Origin of the sequence: Pseudolactococcus hodotermopsidis (assembly GCF_011170085.1) — a bacterium.
Lineage (GTDB): Bacteria > Bacillota > Bacilli > Lactobacillales > Streptococcaceae > Pseudolactococcus > Pseudolactococcus hodotermopsidis.
The window spans coordinates 1-21,629 of record NZ_BLLI01000041.1 but is presented as its reverse complement, the minus strand read 5'-3'; the positions used below and the strand labels follow the sequence as shown (position 1 = coordinate 21,629).

General features: G+C 41.0%; 14 protein-coding genes and 2 pseudogenes. 6 read left to right on the top strand and 10 right to left on the bottom strand.

What is annotated here, in order from left to right; genetic code table 11:
- Positions 1-2: 2 nt before the first annotated feature.
- Together Hs30E_RS07205 and Hs30E_RS07200 are read left to right on the top strand one after the other, a co-directional pair.
- Positions 3-152 carry a DUF4368 domain-containing protein gene (locus Hs30E_RS07205; RefSeq protein ID WP_228461977.1) on the top strand — a complete coding sequence of 50 codons (150 nt, stop codon included), beginning with the start codon at positions 3-5 and terminating at the stop codon, positions 150-152.
- Between the two features lie 47 nt (positions 153-199).
- Positions 200-442, top strand: a pseudogene (locus Hs30E_RS07200) (ISNCY family transposase); the annotation flags it as partial.
- A 112-nt stretch (positions 443-554) separates the two neighbouring features.
- Here the strand turns inward: Hs30E_RS07200 and Hs30E_RS07195 are convergent.
- The 8 genes from Hs30E_RS07195 to Hs30E_RS07160 form a co-directional block, all read right to left on the bottom strand.
- The gene (locus tag Hs30E_RS07195) at positions 555-1,463 is read right to left on the bottom strand and encodes a Jag family protein (RefSeq protein ID WP_172209196.1); all 909 of its coding nucleotides are present in this window, start codon (positions 1,461-1,463) and stop codon (positions 555-557) included.
- Positions 1,464-1,521: 58 nt separating this feature from the next.
- On the bottom strand, positions 1,522-2,334 hold the full coding sequence (locus tag Hs30E_RS07190; RefSeq protein WP_172209194.1) for a YidC/Oxa1 family membrane protein insertase: 813 nt from the start codon (positions 2,332-2,334) through the stop codon (positions 1,522-1,524).
- Entirely contained in the window at positions 2,331-2,681 is a 351-nt protein-coding gene (gene rnpA, locus Hs30E_RS07185) for a ribonuclease P protein component (RefSeq protein ID WP_172209193.1), read from the bottom strand. The genes Hs30E_RS07190 and rnpA overlap by 4 nt, the downstream gene beginning before the upstream one ends.
- Before the next feature lie 91 nt (positions 2,682-2,772).
- A complete protein-coding gene (locus Hs30E_RS07180) occupies positions 2,773-3,831 on the bottom strand; it encodes a hypothetical protein (RefSeq protein ID WP_172209191.1) in 1,059 nt (352 codons plus the stop codon).
- A 217-nt stretch (positions 3,832-4,048) separates the two neighbouring features.
- The gene (argH, locus tag Hs30E_RS07175) at positions 4,049-5,422 is read right to left on the bottom strand and encodes an argininosuccinate lyase (RefSeq protein ID WP_172209189.1); all 1,374 of its coding nucleotides are present in this window, start codon (positions 5,420-5,422) and stop codon (positions 4,049-4,051) included.
- A 155-nt stretch (positions 5,423-5,577) separates the two neighbouring features.
- On the bottom strand, positions 5,578-6,780 hold the full coding sequence (locus Hs30E_RS07170; RefSeq protein WP_172209188.1) for an argininosuccinate synthase: 1,203 nt from the start codon (positions 6,778-6,780) through the stop codon (positions 5,578-5,580).
- 458 nt (positions 6,781-7,238) lie between these two features.
- A complete protein-coding gene (locus Hs30E_RS07165; RefSeq protein ID WP_172209186.1) occupies positions 7,239-7,484 on the bottom strand; it encodes a hypothetical protein in 246 nt (81 codons plus the stop codon).
- Between the two features lie 12 nt (positions 7,485-7,496).
- Entirely contained in the window at positions 7,497-7,808 is a 312-nt protein-coding gene (locus Hs30E_RS07160) for a hypothetical protein (RefSeq protein ID WP_172209185.1), read from the bottom strand.
- A gap of 210 nt (positions 7,809-8,018) precedes the next feature.
- Here Hs30E_RS07160 and Hs30E_RS07155 point away from each other — a divergent pair, with 210 nt between their 5' ends.
- From Hs30E_RS07155 to Hs30E_RS11550, 4 genes are all read left to right on the top strand, one after another.
- Positions 8,019-9,215, top strand: a complete 1,197-nt coding sequence (locus Hs30E_RS07155) for an ATP-binding protein (protein WP_172209183.1) — start codon at positions 8,019-8,021, stop codon at positions 9,213-9,215.
- 380 nt (positions 9,216-9,595) lie between these two features.
- Positions 9,596-10,534 (top strand): alpha/beta hydrolase, encoded by a 939-nt coding sequence (locus Hs30E_RS07150; RefSeq protein ID WP_172209181.1) that lies wholly within the window; start codon positions 9,596-9,598, stop codon positions 10,532-10,534.
- Positions 10,535-10,575: 41 nt separating this feature from the next.
- The gene (gene lysS / locus Hs30E_RS07145; protein WP_172209180.1) at positions 10,576-12,063 is read left to right on the top strand and encodes a lysine--tRNA ligase; all 1,488 of its coding nucleotides are present in this window, start codon (positions 10,576-10,578) and stop codon (positions 12,061-12,063) included.
- A 2,646-nt stretch (positions 12,064-14,709) separates the two neighbouring features.
- Positions 14,710-15,207, top strand: coding sequence for a leucine-rich repeat protein (locus tag Hs30E_RS11550; protein ID WP_371864146.1), 498 nt, complete (start codon positions 14,710-14,712; stop codon positions 15,205-15,207).
- A 4,156-nt stretch (positions 15,208-19,363) separates the two neighbouring features.
- On the opposite strand, the pseudogene Hs30E_RS11545 reads toward Hs30E_RS11550, so the two are convergent.
- Positions 19,364-20,164: pseudogene (locus Hs30E_RS11545) on the bottom strand (pectate lyase-like adhesive domain-containing protein); the annotation flags it as partial.
- A 277-nt stretch (positions 20,165-20,441) separates the two neighbouring features.
- Positions 20,442-21,410, bottom strand: coding sequence for a hypothetical protein (locus tag Hs30E_RS07135; RefSeq protein WP_172209177.1), 969 nt, complete (start codon positions 21,408-21,410; stop codon positions 20,442-20,444).
- Positions 21,411-21,629: the final 219 nt, after the last annotated feature.

The following is a 21,629-nucleotide window of genomic DNA, read 5'->3' as shown; positions in this document are numbered from 1 at the left end:
TGATTGATAAGATTATTATTCACAAGCCAACAGCTAATGGTCAAGAACGGAATAGTAAACGTGTTCAGCAAATTGACATCCATTACCGATTTGTTGGAATGGTTGGCGATGTAACAGATAAGCTATCGCAAAAAAACGAGCGCAAAAGCTAGGAGTTGCGCTCGTTAAAAAATATTGAGGGACTGCTGGGTTGGGGGTGGTTATTATAGAAGCCTTTGACGGTAATATTTATATCAATATCGAGGACAAAATTTATAGCTCAAGAATGTTACTAACACATGAAATTTACTCAAAAGAATTTGATCAACCCAAAGAAGGCAAAAAAGAAAAACGCAAGTATATTCCCCAACAGTCACACCCGTGGAAACTTGCATCTTTCGAAAAGTATCTCAGAAGGATCGGTAAGACGCTTCTGGAATATCAAGCTGAAAATTCAGCCTAAATCATAACTCAATCATATCAAAAATGGAATCTAAAAGCAAATTTGCTTTAGCAAAACGTAACTCATGTTTAGACTTTTTTGGGACATTTTCAATTTCGCTTGACAGATATTCTTAATTTTCTTTTGTGACAACAATAAATCTGCCACTATCACGACCTTCTGAGTGACTGATAACACCCTCTTCACGTGCAATAATCGCATGCACAATCTTACGCTCATTGCTTTGCAAGTCATTAACATAAACTGTTTCACCTGAAAGCGCACGCTTCGCTGCATGATGTGCCAAACTCGTTACATAAATCTTACGTTTTTCATGATAATCACCAACATTGATTGCTAAGCCAACACGCTCCTCAGTCAAGCTGTTGGCATAGGCTTTAGCAATTGTCTGTAAACTTTGCAAAATTTTGCCATGTTTGCCAATCAGTAAACCGTCTTGAGATGACTGCAAAGTAAAGACTATCAAATTCCCCTCATTATTGACCGAAATGCTTGTGGGAACCCCCATATCTTGCGTGATTAAAGTCAGATATTTCGAGACTTCCTTAACCACTTTGGCTTGCCCCAACGAAAAAGCAATTTTTTTGCCACTTGTGACGGTTTCGCTCAAATCAATCGCTTCTTGCTCAACCAACTTTTTCACTGTCAATTCATTTTTCACTTCTTCGATAACTGTATTTTTTTCTTCTTCTGATAATTCGCCTGCACTTGCTTTTTCAGCAGCTTTAACAGCCTTGACAACTTGTGATAATTCCAAAGTTGCTTCCATTGCAGACTGCGTTTTTGGTATATCAGAAACAAATTCGGCATCAAGACCACGCGTTGCTAGACGGTCAGCTCGACGAACAATTTCTTCTTGAATTGGCTCAATATTTACGCGCGCTCGTTTTTTACCAAGACCCAGAAACCCCTTTTTATCTTTTTGGTCAATTTGGATATGAACATTTTCACGTTTCGCACCCAATTTTTTCAAACCGCGCTCAATGGCCTCATCAACTGTATTCCCTGTAAAAATAGCCATATATTTAACTATCTCCTTAGTTTAATTTTTTCTTTTTATACATCTCCATGTGATAGGATTATTTCTTCTTTTTAGCCTTCGCCATTGCCTTTTGACGCGCCTTGATTTTATCCTTCTCAGCTTTCGCCTTGGCGGCACGTTCTTCTTGGAGCTTGAACGGATTGTTCAAAAGCATCGTTTGAAAAACTTGGTAGGCATTCGACACTGCCCAATAAAGCGCAACGCCCGCTGCAACGCTAATTCCCATGACAAAAATCATCACTGGCATAATGTAGGTCATCGCCGTTGTCACGCTGTTTTTTTCAGGTGCGGCTTTCATCGTCAGCCACGAACTTGCAAAAGTACAAAGTGCCGCAAGAATCGGCAAAATATAGTAAGGGTCCTTACCAGCAATGTCAAACCAAAGAAAATGTCCGTCACGTAAGAAGTCAACGCGTGTAATCGCTTGATACAAAGCCCAAAGAATCGGCATTTGTACAAGTAAAGGTAAACACCCCGCAAACTGGTTGACACCATGTTCCGCATAAAGTTCCTGCGTTTTTTCAGTCAAAATGCGACGACTTTCAGTGTCTTTACCAGAATATTGCGCTTGCAGTTTTTTGATTTCTGGTTGCACTTCTTGCATCTTGCGTGTTGATTTCATTTGGAAGTGCATGAGCGGTAGCAAAACAGTTTTGATGAGAATGGTAAATAAAATAATGCCAAGTCCGACTAAACCACCAAATGATAGAAAACGAATAATTTGGGCAAAGCCATAAACAAATTGTTCCCAAATTCCTTTTGTATGCGACGTGATGTCTGTGCGACCACAGCCTGTCAAAACAAGTATCGCAAGGCTAGCTAAAGCCGATAATTTTAATTTTTTTTTCACGAATTATCCTTTTTATAAATTTTTGATAGTTTCAAAACATGGGTTAAATTTTTTTGAACTTCATCAAATGTCAGTGTTTCAACGCCTTTTCGACAAATAATCACAAAATCGGTCGTTGACAAATTTTGCGAGAGAGTCATCAACGCATGTCTGACAAGTCGTTTGACTCGATTGCGTACAACAGCATTGCCGAGTTTCTTACTCACAGAAATCGCCACCCGAAAGTGAGCCGTTTCTGACGGTTTTTGATAGACAACAAATTTTTTATTGGCAGTCGAGTTTTTAGCTGAAAAAATCTTATCAAAATCTGTTGTTTTTTTAATTCTCAAAGCTTTTTTGATAGCCAAAACATACCCTCCCACGATAATTTATCTAATTAATTTTACCATAAATAGACAAAAAATGCACCTTTTCTTTTCAGATAAGGCACATTTAATTTTAAGCTGGCGCAAGTTTGTAAATCCAAACTTGACTGTAACCACCATCTGCACAGGTTTGTAAAGTCATTCGTCCGTCAAATATTAAGGCTGAACGATCCGCACCTGTATTTACATCCTTGTAACGCTTGGCATCTGTACTACCAGGATAGGTTTCGGGCGGTCCCCAAATGAGATAAATTTCAGACACAGTGTAGTCCGAACCGTTAATTTTAGCGCGACTACCAACGTGAAGATTGAGGAAAGCAGCACCTGAGCCTGGATTGTGCGCCACAACATAGTTTGGCATCCACATCCCGTAACCTGTTGCGGGAACGTAACTTAAGTTTGGTGCGGTAATATCAAGATCGTAACCACTGGCTTGCGCCTGCGCTTGTGCTTGCGCCGCATTATCAGCTTCTTGTTGCATTTGTTGTTGGGTAACGACAGTCGCATCAGGTGCTGGTGGTTCAACCGTATTTTCTGACGTATCCGATGCAGTATCAGATGATTGTGCTGCTTGTGAGTCTGACTTTGCTTGCGACTCACTTGAGGCTGCTGGTTTAGATGACTGGGGTTTTGCTTTGTATTTGATTGTGATTGTCTTATCTTTATCAAATTTTACCGTTTGTTTGCCATTACCGTCTAAAACATTATTGCCGATTGTCGCAGGTGCATTGAAAGTCTGAGAGCTATTTTGCGCACCAGTTGCAACCTTTGTTTGGAGATTTTTGCCTGAAGCATCAACCATTTCAAAAGTGACTTTAATCGCTTTCGTTTGATAAAAGATGATTGTTCCTTTATTTTTGGCAATCTTACCAACATCAGGATCTTCATCAATATAACCTGGCTGCTGAACTTCGTCAACATAAACTGTTTTACCGTCTGAAACAAACTCTTTTTTTTCTTCTTTAATCGTCTTTTTGGAAATTTGGTCAACATATTTGATTGTGACTTGTATATTACCGTAATCAGATTTTATCGCATTTTTCTTAGTTTCATACGAGTTCACGACAAAGACAGCGATTGCAATCGCAACAAGCGATGCCATCGTTATCAATAGTATCAGTTTCTTTTTCATAAAATAGCGCCCTCATTCTACTCCGTATGGGGGACAAGTTCACTTATCTCCCTAATAAAATAGAAATATAAATAAAGTTAATCATTTGACTGATAAGTTATTTATTTACACTCCCTTATTCCAATTCGATAGGCTCATCCCTAACTAATCTTATAGAATTATTTTAGCATGAGTTAAAATTTTATGCAAATAAATAGCAACTTTTATCTATATATATTTATTTTAACGCTTCTTGTGCTAGGCTGATTTGCATCTTGACTTGCTCAAAACCTGTGCCACCAAAAGAATTCCGTCTCTCGACCGCTGTACGTGATTTCAAGGTTTCATAGATGTCATTTTCAATGAGGGGCGAAACTTCTTGGTAGCGTTCGAGTGGCACGTCTTGCAAGTAACAGCTGTTTTTTGTACATTCTAATACCATTTGTCCAACAATTTCATGGGCTTTACGAAATGGTAAGCCTTTAGCTGCCAAATAATCGGCAAGTTCTGTCGCATTTGAGAAATCTTTCTCAGTTGATTCAGCCATGACCGATTCATTGACCGATAGGGTCGAGAGCATGCCCGCCATGATGTCAAGGCTTGTCAAAATCGTCTCTGCCGTGTCAAACATGCCCTCCTTATCCTCTTGCAAGTCTTTATTATAAGCCAATGGGAGAGATTTCATGACCGTCAATAAACCAAAGAGATTGCCATACACCCGACCCGATTTGCCACGAATCAGTTCAGCCATATCGGGATTTTTCTTCTGTGGCATAATGGATGAACCCGTCGAAAAAGCATCTGATAAGGTCACAAATTTGTACTCATTGCTACACCAAAGAATGATTTCCTCGCAAAAACGCGAGAGGTGCATCATGAGGATGCTGGCATTACTCAAAAATTCAAGGATAAAATCACGGTCGCTGACCGCATCCATGGAATTGACATAAACATCGCCAAAACCCATCAGCGCCGCAGTCTCCTTGCGATCAATAGGGAAAGTTGTCCCCGCAAGCGCCGCTGCACCGAGTGGTGAAATATCAGCATGCTTGATATTGAAATCAAAACGCTCAAAATCTCGGGTCAGCATGCTGTAATACGCCATGAGATGATGACCGAAAGAAATCGGCTGAGCGTGCTGCAGGTGCGTGTAACCTGGCATAATCGTCTCAACGTGTTCAGTTGCGAGATTAACAATGACTTGACGCAGATTATGGAGTTTATCTAGCGTATCATCTAGTGTCTCTTTGAGCCACAGGTGCATATCCGTTGCAACTTGGTCATTTCGCGAACGTGCGGTGTGGAGTTTGCCTGCGACTGCACCAATTTCAGCGTGCAGATAGGTTTCCATATTCATGTGAATGTCTTCGTTTTCGATTTTAAAGTCGATTTCACCGTTTTCGTATTTTTCTTCGACTTTTTTGATACCTGCTTTGATTTGCTCGGCCTCTTCCTTGCTTAAAATGCCTGTCGTTGCAAGCATAGTGACATGTGCCAGACTGCCTTTTAAGTCTTGGCGCGCCATTTTTTGATCAAATGCAATTGATGCACCGAATTTTTCTGTTTTCTCGTCTAGTCCCGCTTCAAAGCGACCGCCCCATAATTTTGCCATGATTATTTTTCCTTTTAATTTTTAAATGTCTTTGTTTGATTATAACAAAATAACAAAAAAGGCGCTTATTGCGCTCATTTTGCGTCTTGTAACTCTCTGAAATTACTTAACCTATTGTCTTACCTCAAATCCAGTTCTCTGACTTGGTTTATTTTTTAATCTTTCAACTTATCCCAAACTTGTGCATTGACTTGTGAGGGCAGTCCCCATAGTTTGATGAAACCGACTGCTGCGTCTTGGTCAAACTCGTCTGCTGCTGTATAAGTTGCCAAGTTTTCATCGTAAAGTGAATTTGGCGATTGCCGTCCGATACAAATCGCATTGCCTTTGTAAAGTTTGACTTTGACTGTGCCGTTGACGACTTCTTGTGTACTGTCAATGTAGGCTTTCAAGGCATCAGTTGCGGGGTTAAACCACAAACCGTTGTAAATCGTGTTTGAAAGTTCATTTTCGATAACGGGTTTGAAATGCGAGACTTCACGCACGAAAGTAATATCTTCAATATCTTTGTGCGCTTTGAGAATAACGGTTGCACCTGGACACTCGTAGATTTCCCGCGATTTAATACCGACGAGTCGATTTTCGACGTGGTCAATTCTGCCAATGCCGTGTTTGCCCGCAATCACATTGACATCGTTGATGAGTTGATAAAGTGGCAATTTTTGTCCGTTGAGCGCTGTGGGAATCCCTTTTTCAAAAGTTAATTCGATAAAATCAGCTTGGTCTGGTGCATTTTCAATAGACGTTGTCATAAAGAAAGCCTCTTCGGGACATTCATTCCACGGATTTTCAAGGATACCTGCCTCAATCGCACGCCCCCAGAGGTTCATATCAATCGAATACGGGTTATCGAGGTCTGCTGGTACAGGGATACCGTTGTCTTTAGCATACTCGATTTCAGCCTCACGTGACCATTTCCACTCACGCACGGGCGCAAGCACTTTGAGGTCGGGCGCAAGGGCATGAATCGCCACCTCAAAACGCACTTGGTCGTTACCTTTGCCCGTACAACCGTGGGCGATACCCGCCGCACCCGTCTCGCGCGCCACATCAACCAAGGCTTTGGAAATGAGCGGACGAGAGAGCGCTGAAACGAGCGGATATTTTTGCTCATACATGAGGTTGCCTTTGATGGCATAACCGACATAATTATGCGTGAAATCTTCCTTGGCATTGATGACGTAAGATTCAATCGCACCAATTGTCAGCGCTTTTTCTTTGATAAAGTTGAGGTCTTTGCCTTCGCCGACATCCAGACAAGCTGCAACGACATCATAGCCCTCGTCAACGAGCCACTTGATTGCGACTGATGTGTCAAGGCCACCTGAATAAGCGAGTACGATTTTTTCTTTTGACATGACTAATTTTCCTCTTTTTTCGTTTTTTGATTATATATACAGTATAGTGTATAAAAATACATTTGTCAAGTGGAAGCTTATTATTTTTTGGGAAATGAGTCCGTTTATTGAAAAAAACACTGCGTTTTTAAGACAGTGTTTTAAATTAATATTGATAACAAAAGTTTTTATACACATAGGTGGATAGAAAAAAATCAGCTAAAACCAATCGTCCCAAAATTTAATTAGCCAAATTTTAAGACTTGCCTGTTTTTCCAACACTTCGCCTTTGATTATATAATACCACTTTCTGATTGGAATAAAATCAAAGTATATCAGTAAAATAAGCAAAACTAGAATTATAAACCCTAACATTTCATTACCGATAGCGCTTTTTATTTGCTTTTATAAGGTTATTCATTCCATTCATCGCCGCTAAAGCTTGTCCAAATATCATTTCTTTTGTAATGTTACTCATGTTATGTTTTTTTAGCCCAAACATCAATAGCTTGCCAAATCAGTCCCATTAATTCTTGTGTGCTATCTGGTTGCGACTTATTAACATAAAATTCAGGTAGAGGTACCTCTTCAGATTGTGACGGTATCACTTTATCTTTTAGTAGCTCATCATCGTTCGCCTGTTTGACATGATGAGTATCATTTATAAGGGGGATTTGCTCGTTATCATTTAATTCACGTTGCTTTTTCTCACTATGAAATAACATACTAATAGTTCTCTAAACTTTTTCCAATGATTCAGCCAATATGAAAAGTTGCATCTCGGCTGCCGCTGCTGCTGAACCAGAAAAGCCATATCTTTCAATTTGTTCCGCTACTTTATTAAGATGTTCAAGATTTCGCATCGTTATTTCCATTGCTGCCTGATTATGGGCAATTATTGTTTCGCGTTGAATTTTATCTTGTAACAGGCGAAGCTCTCCATCATTTATTGCTTGGTAAGCTTTTGATCTACCTTTTATATCATTAACAAGTGATACAACATCTCGCGTAGCCTTAACAAAAACACTTAGTTCTGTTCCATTTACCATAACTTAATAACCTCCTTTGATGTTTATGATAAGGATGCAAGTACTTATCATAAATATAGTGTACTATATTTGGATTTTCGGATATTTTGGACGAAAAATCAATTTATAACTGAAACAAATTTAAAATCGCAAAAGTTGTTAGATTATAATCGAATTTTCATTTCAATATATGATATAATTAGATTATAATCGAACACAAGGAGATTTTTTATGATTAAACGTGAGATTTATCTAAAGCAGATTCGTCCTTTTATCAATAAGGACATTATAAAGGTCATTACTGGTTTGAGACGTTCAGGGAAGTCCTGTGTCCTTGAACAACTTCGTGATGAGATAATTGATTCTGGTGTTAAAAGCAACCATATCCTCTATCTGAATTTTGAAAGTTTGAAATGGTCGCACCTAACTGATAGCGCAAGTTTATACGATTATATCAATGCTTTTGTTCAGAATAAAAAAGGGAAAATCTATTTTTTCTTTGACGAATTACAAGAAGTTACAAATTTTGAACGTGTGATAAATTCTTTACGGGTTGATTTTAATTGCGATATTTATATCACTGGTTCAAATGCTGAACTTTTATCTAGTGAACTAGCGACTTATTTAGCTGGAAGATATATTTCTTTCGTTATTTATCCTTTTGGCTACAAGGAAGTTCTGCAGATTACAGGTCAAGAGGCAAGCGATGCCAGTTTGAATGATTTCCTCATTCAAGGCGGTATGCCTGCTATCTATGATCTGAGATTAGATGGTGAATCAGCTCAAAAATATTTTGAAGATCTTTATAATTCAGTCATATTGAAAGACATTGTCAAGAGATACAAAATTCGTGATGTTGATATGTTGGAACGGATTATTCACTATGCGCTTGATAATATTGGACGTGTTTTTTCAAGTAATAGCATTGTCAAATATATGAAAAGCGAGCGGAGAAAAGTGTCGCTTGAAACAGTTATGTCCTATCTAAACGCTGCAAATGCGTCACATTTGATTCGGCAAACGAAAAGAAATGACGTGATTGGTAAAAAGATTTTGAAAGTTGACGAAAAATATTATGTCGCTGATCACGGCTTACGCAATGCGATTCTTGGTGTTGAAGATTTATTTTCGGTAATAGAACAAATAATAGAAAATGTTGTTGGCATGGAACTTCTTCGGCGCGGTTATAAAATTTCTGTTGGTAAAGTTGGCACAAAAGCGATTGATTTTATTGCTGAAAAAAGGGGGAAGCGGGCTTATTATCAGGTTTCCTATCTGCTTACTAGCCCTGAAACAATTGACAGAGCGTTTGGCATTTATGAGACGATTCATGATAATTATCCGAAATATGTGATTTCGATGGATAAATTGAATTTTAGCAAAAATGGTATTGTACACCTTTCCTTGCTTGATTTTCTGACAAGCTGAATACTAAAAATTTTGCTATACTCGTTTAAGGGCATCTCTAAGACTGCTTGACCAAAGATAGATAGATTTTTTAACTGCAAGGAAATCCGACGACGGCTTGTGACGAATAATCGCAGCCATAAGGCTGGAGGATTGACATAGGATTTGAAAAATCTAGCACATCTTTTCCTGTCGGCGAACTTTATGAGCTGACAAAATTTGGCAAATCTGAGTTTTTAGAGATGCCTTTAGGTATAAAAGGCGACGAAACTTTTGAACTAGATTCGTCATTTCTAGCCAACGGCTAAGCGGTAAAACCGCTTTCGCCTTATCAACGACAAAATGGCGAAAAATAGGCGAAAGTGTTGGCTTTTATGCTTAAACGAGTATATAATAAAGGTATGAAAAAATTACTCAAATTATCATTATCAACGCTTTCAACGTTATGTCTCGCCTCAGTTAGTGCGAGTTTTTACTTTTTCCATGTCGCTCAGGTTCGAGGAAAAAAAGCCTTTATTGATGAGGCTGAAACGCCAAAATCTTCGCCACTTTATCAGGATGAACAGGATTTTCTTAAACTTGATAAAAAAACTTTGACAATTGAAAATGACGGTCTGACTTTGAAAGCTTGGTATGTCCCCGCAGAGACGAAAACAAATAAAACAGCAATTATTGTACACGGTTTCAATGGCTGTAAGGAAGAGATGATGGCTTATGGCATGCTATTTCATAGACTTGGTTATCATGTTCTTATGCCTGATAATCGGGCGCATGGCATATCTGACGGTTCGCTGATTGGCTATGGGGTAACAGATAAACGTGATCTCATCGCTTGGACGAATATGCTTATCAGCACAAATGCCGAGTCTGAGATCATCTACTTTGGTCTTTCTATGGGCGCAGCCACCGTAATGCTGAGTACTCGTGAGCATTTGCCCAAAAACGTCAAATCGATCATCGAGGACTGTGGCTACACCTCGGTTTGGGACGAATTGAGCTACCAAGCAAAGCAGATGTACGGCTTGCCGAAATTTCCGCTCTTGTACGAGGTTTCGGCAATCTCCAAGCTGCGAGCGGGCTTTTCCTATGATGAAAATGGCGCAAGTGCTGTGAAATCGTTAGAAAATAACAAACTGCCAGTGCTGTTTATCCATGGCACTGCGGACGATTTTGTACCGACTGAAATGGTCAACCAAAATTTTGCAGCAACCAAAGGACCGCGCGAACTGTGGCTTGTCAAGGGCGCTAAACATGCCAAGTCACTCGAGACAGACAGGAACGGCTACTATGCAAAAGTCGCTGATTTTCTGGCAAAATACGGATACCCAAATCGGTTATAATATGGTAAAATGAAAGCAATGAACTTTTGAATGGAGACAAAATGGCTGACGAAAATACAGTTGAATTGAACGATCAGATGTTGGTGCGCCGCAAGAAAATGGAAAATTTGCGCGAGCAGGGACTTGACCCATTTGGCACACGTTTTGAGCGCACGGCAAATTCAGCGACTTTGAACGAGAAATACGCTGACAAAACCAAGGAAGAATTGCACGAACTCGAAGAACGTGCAACGATTGCTGGGCGGATTATGACCAAACGTGGTAAGGGCAAGGTTTCTTTTGCTCATATCCAAGACCGCGAGGGGCAAATTCAGATTTATGTTCGCAAGGATAATGTGGGCGATGAGGCTTATGATATTTTCAAACACGCTGATCTTGGCGATTTTTACGGTGTTGAAGGCGAAGTCATGCGCACGGATATGGGTGAGTTGTCGATTAAGGCAGATAAGCTTACTTTCTTGTCGAAAGCGTTGCGTCCATTGCCTGAAAAGTATCATGGTTTGACGGATACTGAGACTAAATATCGCAAACGTTATTTAGATTTAATTGCCAATCGTGAGAGTTTTGAGCGTTTTGTAACGCGTTCAAAAGTCATTTCTGAGGTACGCCGTTATCTTGATAGTCATGATTATCTGGAAGTTGAGACACCTGTTCTGCACAATGAGGCGGGTGGTGCTGCGGCTAAGCCGTTTATCACGCATCATAATGCACAAGATATTGATATGGTCTTACGCATTGCGCTCGAACTTCATCTCAAACGCTTGATTGTCGGGGGCATGGAGCGTGTTTACGAGATTGGACGGGTTTTCCGCAACGAAGGGATGGATACGACACACAATCCCGAGTTTACCATGCTTGAGGTTTACACTGCTTATACCGACTACAAGGACGTCATGGACTTGACTGAGGGCTTGATTCAGCATGTGGCAAAAGCTGCGGTTGGTAAAGCGCTTGTCGAGTATGAGGAGGCGCAAATCAATCTCGCTGATTCTTTCAAACGCATTCACATGGTTGATGCCATTAAGGAAAAAACAGGTGTCAATTTCTTTGAGATTAGTGACTTTGATACAGCGGTTAAGGTCGCTACTGAGCATGAGATTCATGTTGCACCACATTTCCGTTGGGGGCACATTGTCAATGAATTTTTTGAAAAATATGTTGAGGCAACTTTGATTCAGCCAACATTTATCTATGGTCATCCTGTTGACATTTCGCCTTTGGCTAAGAAAAATCCCGAAGATGAGCGGTTTACTGATCGGTTTGAACTCTTTATTGTCGGTCGCGAGTTTGGCAATGCGTTTACTGAGTTAAATGACCCGATTGACCAATTGGAACGTTTCAAAAAACAAGCAAGCGATGCCGAAAAAGGCGATGACGAGGCGACTGGTATTGACTACGACTTTGTTGAGGCTTTGGAATATGGTATGCCACCAACTGGTGGTCTTGGCATTGGGATAGACCGTTTGGTGATGCTTTTAACCAATGCAACGTCGATTCGCGATGTGTTGTTGTTCCCAACTATGAAATAAACCAAAAAATCATCTGAGTTGATATGGCTCAGATGATTTTTTAATTAAATCTCATTTAGTTCATACAAAAAACCGTCTCGTTAAATGTGGGGGGAAGAGACGGTTTTTGTTGTGTTTTTGAGGGAAAACACATAAGGAATGAATGGTGAAGAGTTATACATGAAATTTAGTTTTACTTGGGCTTCATGAACCCAAGTTATTTATTTTTGACTTCGTTTTCATTGACTTATTTACATTTATTATTATAGTCTATTTTCCAAACTTGCGGAAAAAAAGTTCCGATTATGGGATGTTCTTAGTTTTTCCTTAGAAAAGTCGGACATTTTTAGTTACTAAAATAATGAACTAATTTATCGTCTGTCATTAGTGCGCTGATTCGATTACCTGAACTGCTGAGCGGTTCAATAGGAATAGCTGATGTAATGGCATAAACGATTTTCATTTTATCTGTGGCAAAGATGACGATTCTGCTTGTTGCTTTATCAATATAGATAATTTCGTCGTCTGCTGATAGGTCGATATATTTTCGACTAGCATGCTGATAATTTTCATCTGGAACTAAATCACTGATTGCGATTTTCTTTGTGAAACCATTTTGCGTCACAATCAGAATAGTTTCATGGCTCTTGTCACATTTATCAACGATTTTCGTGAAAAGAACCTTTTCATCTGCTGCTATATCCATGGTCATCTCACTGATATGTTGCCCTTTGAGAATATCGCCTACGTAAATATTTTTTATATCCGAAATCGGTCGATAGATGACATTACCACGCGTTGTAAAAATCAAAATTTTATCGGACGTGTGCGCTTTCTCCGCAAAGATAATACCTTTCTGGGTGCGAATGCTGCTAGCATTTTCCGAGGTCATGAAGCGTTTGACATAACCGTCCTCTGAAATCGTCACCAATGCGTTTCGTCTGCGCCTGAACATAGCCGTACCACCCACGCTAATAAATAGCGCGCCAAGAGCCGGTAAAGTTCGCATAAGCGTCTCAAAGTCAGCGCTAGTCGTTGTCGGCAAGGTGTCATTATTTGGAATCGGGTCTGGCTCGTTGGTCTCGCTGTCACTTTCTAAGCTAGTATACCAATCGTATTCTGAATCGCTGTGTTCTTCTGAATCTGAGTCGGCTTCGGATTCTGAATCTACTTCAGAATCGCTATGTTCCTCGGAGCCTGAGTCGGCTTCGGAGTCACTAGACTCGGCGGAACTTGAGTCTACTCCAGAGTCGCTATGTTCGGCGGAACCTGAATCGGCTTCGGAATCACTCGATTCAGCGGAATCTGAATCGACTTCAGAGTCGCTATGTTCCTCGGAGCCTGAATCGGCTTCAGAATCGCTATGTTCGTTTGAACCTGAGTCGGCTTCGGAGTCACTATCTTCTTCTGAATCTGAATCGGCTTCGGAATCGCTATGTTCCTCGGAGACTGAGTCGGCTTCGGAGTCACTGGACTCGGCAGAAGCTGAGTCTACTTCAGAATCGCTATGTTCCTCGGAGCCTGAGTCGGCTTCAGAATCGCTACTTTCTTCTGAGCCTGAGTCAGTTTCAGAGTCGCTACTTTCGGCGGAATCTGAATCGACTTCAGAGTCGCTATGTTCCTCGGAGCCTGAATCGGCTTCGGAATCACTCGATTCAGCGGAATCTGAATCGACCTCAGAATCGCTGCTTTCTTCTGAGTCTGAGTCGGCTTCAGAATCACTATGTTCCTCGGAGCCTGAGTCGGCTTCGGAATCACTGGATTCGGCGGAAGCTGAATCAGCTTCGGAATCGCTCAATTCAGCAGAACCTGAATCGGCTTCAGAATCGCTACTTTCAGCGGAACCTGAGTCGACTTCGGAATCACTGCTTTCGGCGGAAGCTGAATCTACTTCGGAATCGCTGGATTCGGCGGAGTCTGAATCGGCTTCGGAATCACTTGATTCAGCGGAATCTGAATCGACCTCAGAATCGCTACTTTCTTCTGAGTCTGAGTCGGCTTCGGAGTCACTGCGTTCGGCGGAAACTAAGTCTACTTCGGAATCACTATCTTCTTCTGAACCTGAATCGGCTTCAGAATCGCTACTTTCTTCTGAGCCTGAGTCGGCTTCAGAATCGCTACTTTCAGCGGAACCTGAGTCGGCTTCGGAATCACTGCGTTCAGCGGAGGCTGAATCTACTTCAGAGTCGCTATGTTCCTCTGAATCTGAATCGGCTTCAGAGTCACTGCTTTCGGCAGAGTCTGAGTCAACTTCGGAATCACTATGTTCGTTTGAACCTGAGTCGGCTTCGGAATCACTGGATTCAGCAGAACCTGAATCGGCTTCAGAATCGCTACTTTCAGCGGAACCTGAGTCGGCTTCGGAGTCACTGGACTCGGCGGAAATTGAGTCGGCTTCGGAGTCACTGCTTTCGGCGGAAACTGAGTCTACTTCGGAATCACTACCTTCTTCTGAACCTGAGTCGGCTTCGGAATCACTGCTTTCGGCAGAGTCTGAATCTACTTCGGAGTCGCTATGTTCCTCGGAGCCTGAATCGGCTTCAGAATCACTAAGTTCCTCTGAACCTGAGTCGGCTTCGGAATCACTGGATTCGGCGGAGTCTGAATCTACTTCGGAGTCACTGGACTCGGCGGAAGCTGAGTCGGCTTCAGAATCGCTATGTTCGTTTGAAGCTGAGTCAGCTTCGGAGTCACTGCTTTCAGCAGACTCTGAATCGGCTTCAGAGTCGCTACTTTCTTCTGAGCCTGAGTCTACTTCAGAGTCACTGCTTTCGGCGGAGTCTGAGTCTACTCCAGAATCGCTATGTTCTTCTGAACCTGAATCGGCTTCAGAATCACTATGTTCCTCGGAGCCTGAGTCGGCTTCAGAATCGCTACTTTCTTCTGAGCCTGAGTCAGTTTCAGAGTCGCTACTTTCGGCGGAGGCTGAGTCTACTTCAGAGTCGCTATGTTCCTCGGAGCCTGAATCGGCTTCGGAATCGCTGTTTTCGGCAGAAACTGAATCAACTTCGGAGTCACTGGTTTCAGCAGAATCTGAATCGGCTTCAGAATCGCTACTTTCTTCTGAGCCTGAGTCGGCTTCAGAGTCGCTATGTTCCTCGGAGCCTGAATCGGCTTCGGAATCGCTGTTTTCGGCAGAAACTGAATCAACTTCGGAGTCACTGATTTCAGCAGAATCTGAATCGGCTTCAGAATCGCTACTTTCTTCTGAGCCTGAATCGGCTTCAGAGTCGCTATATTCTTCTGAGCCTGAGTCGGCTTCGGAGTCACTGCTTTCGGCAGAAACTGAATCAACTTCGGAGTCACTGGTTTCAGCAGAATCTGAATCGGCTTCAGAATCGCTACTTTCTTCTGAGCCTGAGTCGGCTTCAGAGTCACTGTTTTCGGCGGAAACTAAGTCTACTTCGGAATCACTATCTTCTTCTGAGCCTGAATCGACCTCAGAATCACTAAGTTCCTCTGAACCTGAGTCGGCTTCGGAATCACTACTTTCTTCTGAACCAGAGTCAGCTTCGGAGTCACTGCTTTCGGCGGAAACTGAGTCTACTTCGGAATCACTACCTTCTTCTGAACCTGAGTCGGCTTCGGAATCTCTGCTTTCGGCAGAGTCTGAATCTACTTCGGAGTCGCTATGTTCCTCGGAACCTGAGTCGGCTTCGGAATCTCTATGTTCTTCTGAATCTGAATCGGCTTCAGAGTCGCTATCTTCTTCTGAATCTGAATCGACTTCAGAATCGCTATGTTCCTCGGAACCTGAGTCGGCTTCGGAATCGCTGTTTTCGGCAGAAACTGAATCTACTTCGGAGTCACTGGTTTCAGCAGAATCTGAATCGGCTTCAGAGTCGCTATGTTCCTCGGAGCCTGAATCGGCTTCGGAATCGCTTGATTCGGCGGAGTCTGAATCTACTTCGGAATCGCTATGTTCGGCGGAACCTGAATCGGCTTCGGAATCACTCGATTCAGCGGAATCGGAATCAACCTCAGAGTCGCTGTGTTCAACGGAAGTTGAGTCGACTTCAGAATCGCTGCTTTCGGTGGAATCGGAGTCTACTTCAGAATCACTAAGTTCCTCTGAACCCGAGTCTACTTCGGAATCGCTATGTTCCTCTGAATCTGAGTCAGCTTCGGAATCGCTGCTTTCGTCCGATTCTGAATCGGCTTCAGAATCGCTACTTTCGTCCGAAACTGAGTCAATTTCGGAATCACTAAACTCTACGGAATCACTATCTTCTTCTGAATCTGAATCGGCTTCAGAGTCGCTATGTTCCTCGGAGTTTGAGTCAGCTTCGGAGTCACTGTGTTCAGCGGAACTTGAGTCTACTTCAGAGTCGCTATGTTCGGCGGAACCTGAATCGACTTCGGAATCACTGTGTTCTTCTGAGGCTGAATCTACTTCAGAATCGCTATGTTCGTTTGAGCCTGAGTCAGCCTCAGAGTCACTACTTTCTTCTGAAACTGAGTCGCCTTCAGAATCGCTATATTCATCCGAGCCTGAATCAACTTCAGAATCGCTATGTTCCTCTGAATCTGAGTCAGCTTCGGAATCGCTGTATTCCGCAGAAACAGAATCGACTTCAGAATCACTGCTTTCGACGGAATCTGAATCAACTTCAGAGTCACTAGAGTCAACGGAATCTGAATCAGCTTCAGAATCGCTATATTCATCCGAGCCTGAATCAACTTCAGAATCGCTAAAATCTTCAGAACACGAATCAACATGAGAATCACTATCTTCCTCAGAATCCGAAACCTCATCCGACTCATGTAAAGAATCCACATCCCGATGATAGTTAATCACGGCGTCCTTAGAAACATTCGCCGTACCATTTTCCGTTGACGGCTTTGGCTCAGTAGCTAAAGCAACCGTATTATCCGCCGCCCCCGTCTCAGGCAACCAACCTTGCTCATTTTTCGCATATACCGTTACCATACGCACCATCCCCGTCTCGGAGTCAACCGTCACACCTGGTGTATCCGCGCTCACAAGCTCATAGTGCGCTCTCCTTGGATGATGCGCCAATTCTTGATCGTCATGGAAAATGCCGTTTAACCCATATTTAAACCAGCCTTCCGCCATCGTAGCACTTGGAATCTCAGTATTTGTCGTAAAGTCCTTATACCAAGTTCGCGTCACAACAGCATTTTCAACTGTATAAAAATTCTTCTCAGGACGATAATCATAGAGATGATACACTTTATAAGTGATGTTATAAGTGTCAATTACCCGAGTCGTATCGTGTACCAATGCAATTTCAAAACTTTGAAGTTCAGCCGTCTCCTTATCAAATCTCACCGCAGCTAAAGCCTCTTTCGTTGCAAAAGTCTCACCAGTTACCACATTTCTGAGCGATTTAATCAGATAACCCATGTCCTCATAATAATTTATCAGATTAGTTATCTTATCCTCATTCTTAGCAATTGACTCCTCAATAATCGTTCCCGCCAAACCATCAGTCCTAATCACTGGAAAATCATTGCCCGCACCATCTTGAAGCGAACCAGTTGTCGCATCTATAAAAGTAAAAGTCGCCTCTTGCCGATTTTCATCCAACTCAATTTGAAGCGATTGTGGCGCAATATCAGCCGCCTTTTCTTGACCAGTCGTTCGATTCAAGTTATCCGAATCATCAAACGTAAAAAGTTTATCCCCCTCCTCTTGACTCAAAGTATAGGCATCAAGCCCCGTAAATTTCGCTGCCTCAAACAACTCTCGATAGGTAATCTTCTGCCCCGTCACACCACTAATTGGCACCTCAACAGTTGTTATCGCATTATCCTTAGTATGTGCCTTTAACTTAACCGTTTGCTTCAACGGTAACACAGAAAATTGTGTTATCGGATTATCAGCCGCTTTCACTTCTAGCCTTGCAGGTAATTTTGACGTATCCACCCGATAACCATTAGGAATAGTTGTAAGTATATAATAATTATCTAACCAATCAATCACATTACCAACATTTGCTGGAATATACTTCCCAATTGCCTCTTTACCCGCTGTTGTCACATTTGATGTATCAATCACCACCCCTTGCGAATCAACATACTCATATTGCACCTGTGCATCATTACCATAAATATAGGCATTATACTCATAAGTAACGCCTTGCATCGGCACAATCATCCGTTCAAGCTGCCCCCACCTATCGCCGTTATCAACCGAAGTCGTTGGATCGCCCTTAGATTGTGTCGCATACGGACAAACCTGCTCGCCTAGCGCCCATTTATAACCCGCAGGCATATTATCACGCACATACTGAGAAACCTTAGCATATATTTCCTGACCAATATAATACTTTTCATTACCAAATTCATCCAAAGCATTGACATCAACAGTAATCGTCGATTTTATTTTACCAGTATAATCAACATAATTCAGTTTAATCGTGCCATTTGGAATCGCATTTGTCTGAAGTTCACGCATACCAGAGGCATCTGTTGCATTAATCGTCCCAGTATTACCATCACTACCTGTTTTAATAATATTTGCGTTATTTCTTGAAATTGACATCTTAGAAAATTTAGCCGTCGCATCAGGAGGCGTTAATGACGGTTTTGTCGCATCAGCCGACGGATAATAAGCATTGGCATTATTCCATGTAGAAATTGACGAATTATCCATAATGAACTCACCATTACCATTGATAATTGTGTAGGTATTTAACGGATTGCCCTTATTTGAGTTGCTATTATCATAATTAGCAATATGCAAAGCCTTAGGCGATGTAAATTTGAGTGACGAATTTTCATCAATATAAAAAACCCAACCAGGAAAAATTTGGCGTACATCAAGCTCTGTCCCCGCAGCAAAAGTAATATTGAACCTATTTTGCAGTCTAGCTGATTGATTAGCCGTCAAATTCAGAGCTGTCACTTTCGTATTTACCCCAAACTCAAATACCTTGCCTGCCTTACCAGACGATTGAAAAAGATTATTAAAGCCATTTTGATACCAAGTAACATTATCCCCCGCCTTTAAGTCATCATATTGACTGTAAAAAAGACCATAAGAATTATTGCGATAAATATTTTCCGCCGAAATACTAGCACCGTCACCAATCATCACATCTGTTCGACCATTACTTGTCTTACCTGTCGCATTCCAGTTATAAAACATGGCATCAGACTCACCATTACTTGGACGATTTGACTTAAGTTTAGCACCATTGACAATACTAATATTCGACACCCAAGCATACTCTTGCATCGTTTGTGCGCTGACAGTACCTGAAAAAGTCGTCCGAGCATTTGGTCCCATATTTCTGACCAAACGATTCATCTGATGACTATCATCATTTTCCTCAGCAATTGACTGATTAGCCGTTAGATTATTGATATTAATCTGCCAATTACTGCCATCATCACTATTTAAAATCAAGCTTCTATCCCCTAAACTTGGAATATAACTCGTGACATCTATATCTGTAATCGTAAAGTTGATTTGATTATTTCCAATATCACCTAAACGCAAAGCAACTCCACCAAAATTTACCTTATGATTTTGACCATCAATGATAATATCCTTTGTTCGATTATTGAGTGCATTCCAATCTGCCGATAACTCATTGAAATCCCCCATGATTTTAATGTAGCGAACGTTTTGATTATCGTAAGCAGCCTTAAACTGTGTAAAGTTACTAACTTCCTTATAGGCATAACCACCGTTTCCATCTAAAAGTTTTCTCGCTTGTTTCTCATAATCTTCTAAGTGTTCGATTTGATCTGGCAGTGGCACTGTCACTGATGTTGATGACTTAGCTGGATGCCTATCGTTATAATCGATTTCCTTATCAAAGGCTTGCCGCAAACTATCTGTCGCATTTGCAACAGTCAAAGTACTATTCGTAGCAATTGCTGGCGTTCCTATAAGTCCACTACTTGGTAAAACCAGTGGTGTAGCAGCTGATTCAGTAGTGATTCCATCAGATTCATCTCGTTGTTTTTTAACACGACTCACATTATCTGTTTCATCAGCAGTTGAGACAAACACATCATGTCCAATAATAGCACTCGTAATTGCCGTCAAAACTGAGCTCGCATAAAGCCACCTTTTCCCGCTTTTCCACATCCGAAAATGTGTGTGCTTGACTTCTTTATCTCGCCGTGATAGCTTACACCCTTTCATTTGCTCATGTTTGCCTTGACTAATTTTATCATCTTTGTCATGTTTACCACTTGCAAGTTTATCTACGATAAATGTCTTCATCTTAGTTTTCCCTCATTTTAGAAATAGCTTACATGTCAATGATTTCTTTATATTAAAAAGTCACATGCACACTTTTCTATTCTTTTTATCATTTGTTTGTTATCTACATTATACATTCTATCAAACAAATGAGAAAAAAGCAAAAAAGTTCCGAAATCGAAACTTTTAATGAGATTTTTCTAATTTTAAACACATTTTAAGTATTGAGCAAGTTATAATCTTCCGAAACACCAAGTTCTTTTCGCCATTCAACGATTTCAGCGTGCATTTTGTCATATTCAATTTGAACAAATGACTCATTTCGCTGCTCGGCGGCATGATAATCTAGCAAAAATTTCGCAATACGCTTTAATTCATCTAAATTGCTAGCCGCTTCTTGCTGCCTACCAGTCAATTCCAAATAACTAATCTCCATTTGACGTTGCGTAAAAGCAATCAAAATCGTCATGTTATTATGTCGAACTTCATCGGCTTCACGATAAAAGCGCTTAATCCGCGAAGTATCACGTTTTATAACGCTTTTGATAAATAAACTCTGATAAAGTGTCATGACCACCTGAAGTGTATAATAATCATCTGGCGCAATAATCGTCCGATCCCATAAAACATTTGCCAACCCCTCAAGCAATCGAATATCATCAAAAGATTTCATTTCCAAAAACGAAAAAATGAGCGTCACTTCATAAGACGTCCAAACATCACGCGCCATGACTTCTTGGTACAAGTCATCCACTTCTTTCTCATCAGACTCCTCTGCCAAATCATTTTCCATCAAACTAATCAAAGCCAAAGTCAAAGGAAAAAAACTCTTAATATACCGATTAGCCTTGAGCGTTGTAAAAATCTTTTTCGATTCTAGCGGATAAATACTGGCAACCTCATAGGCATAAAGCAAAAGCCCATGAACGCTGATAATATCGTAACTCTCATAAATATTCTCGCTCAAAGTATCCGTACTCACTTTAGCGTAATAAATAGACTCAACTTCAAAAGGCGACAAATTAAGCGCTTGACTCAAAACAAGCGAATCCTCCAAGTTTAATTTCGCCTCACCACGTTGCAAACGATGATATTTGGACTTACTAATCCCATTATCAATCAAAGTTTCAATTCTTATCTTTTTTTCTCGACGATAATAATCAAATTTTTCAAAAATGTTATACATTTATGTACCCCTATTTTTTGCGTAATTATCCATTAAGAATAGTATAACAAAAATATCCCCAAAAGTAAATTAACAAAACTGTTAAACCCACGGTTTATCATTCGAAAGTGATAATGTCCTAAGTAGGTCGAAACATAAAATGTCCCAAATGTTAAACTAATACTTATGAAAAGGATATTACTCACTGTGAATGAATTGAAAAAGTATCGTGTTATCAAG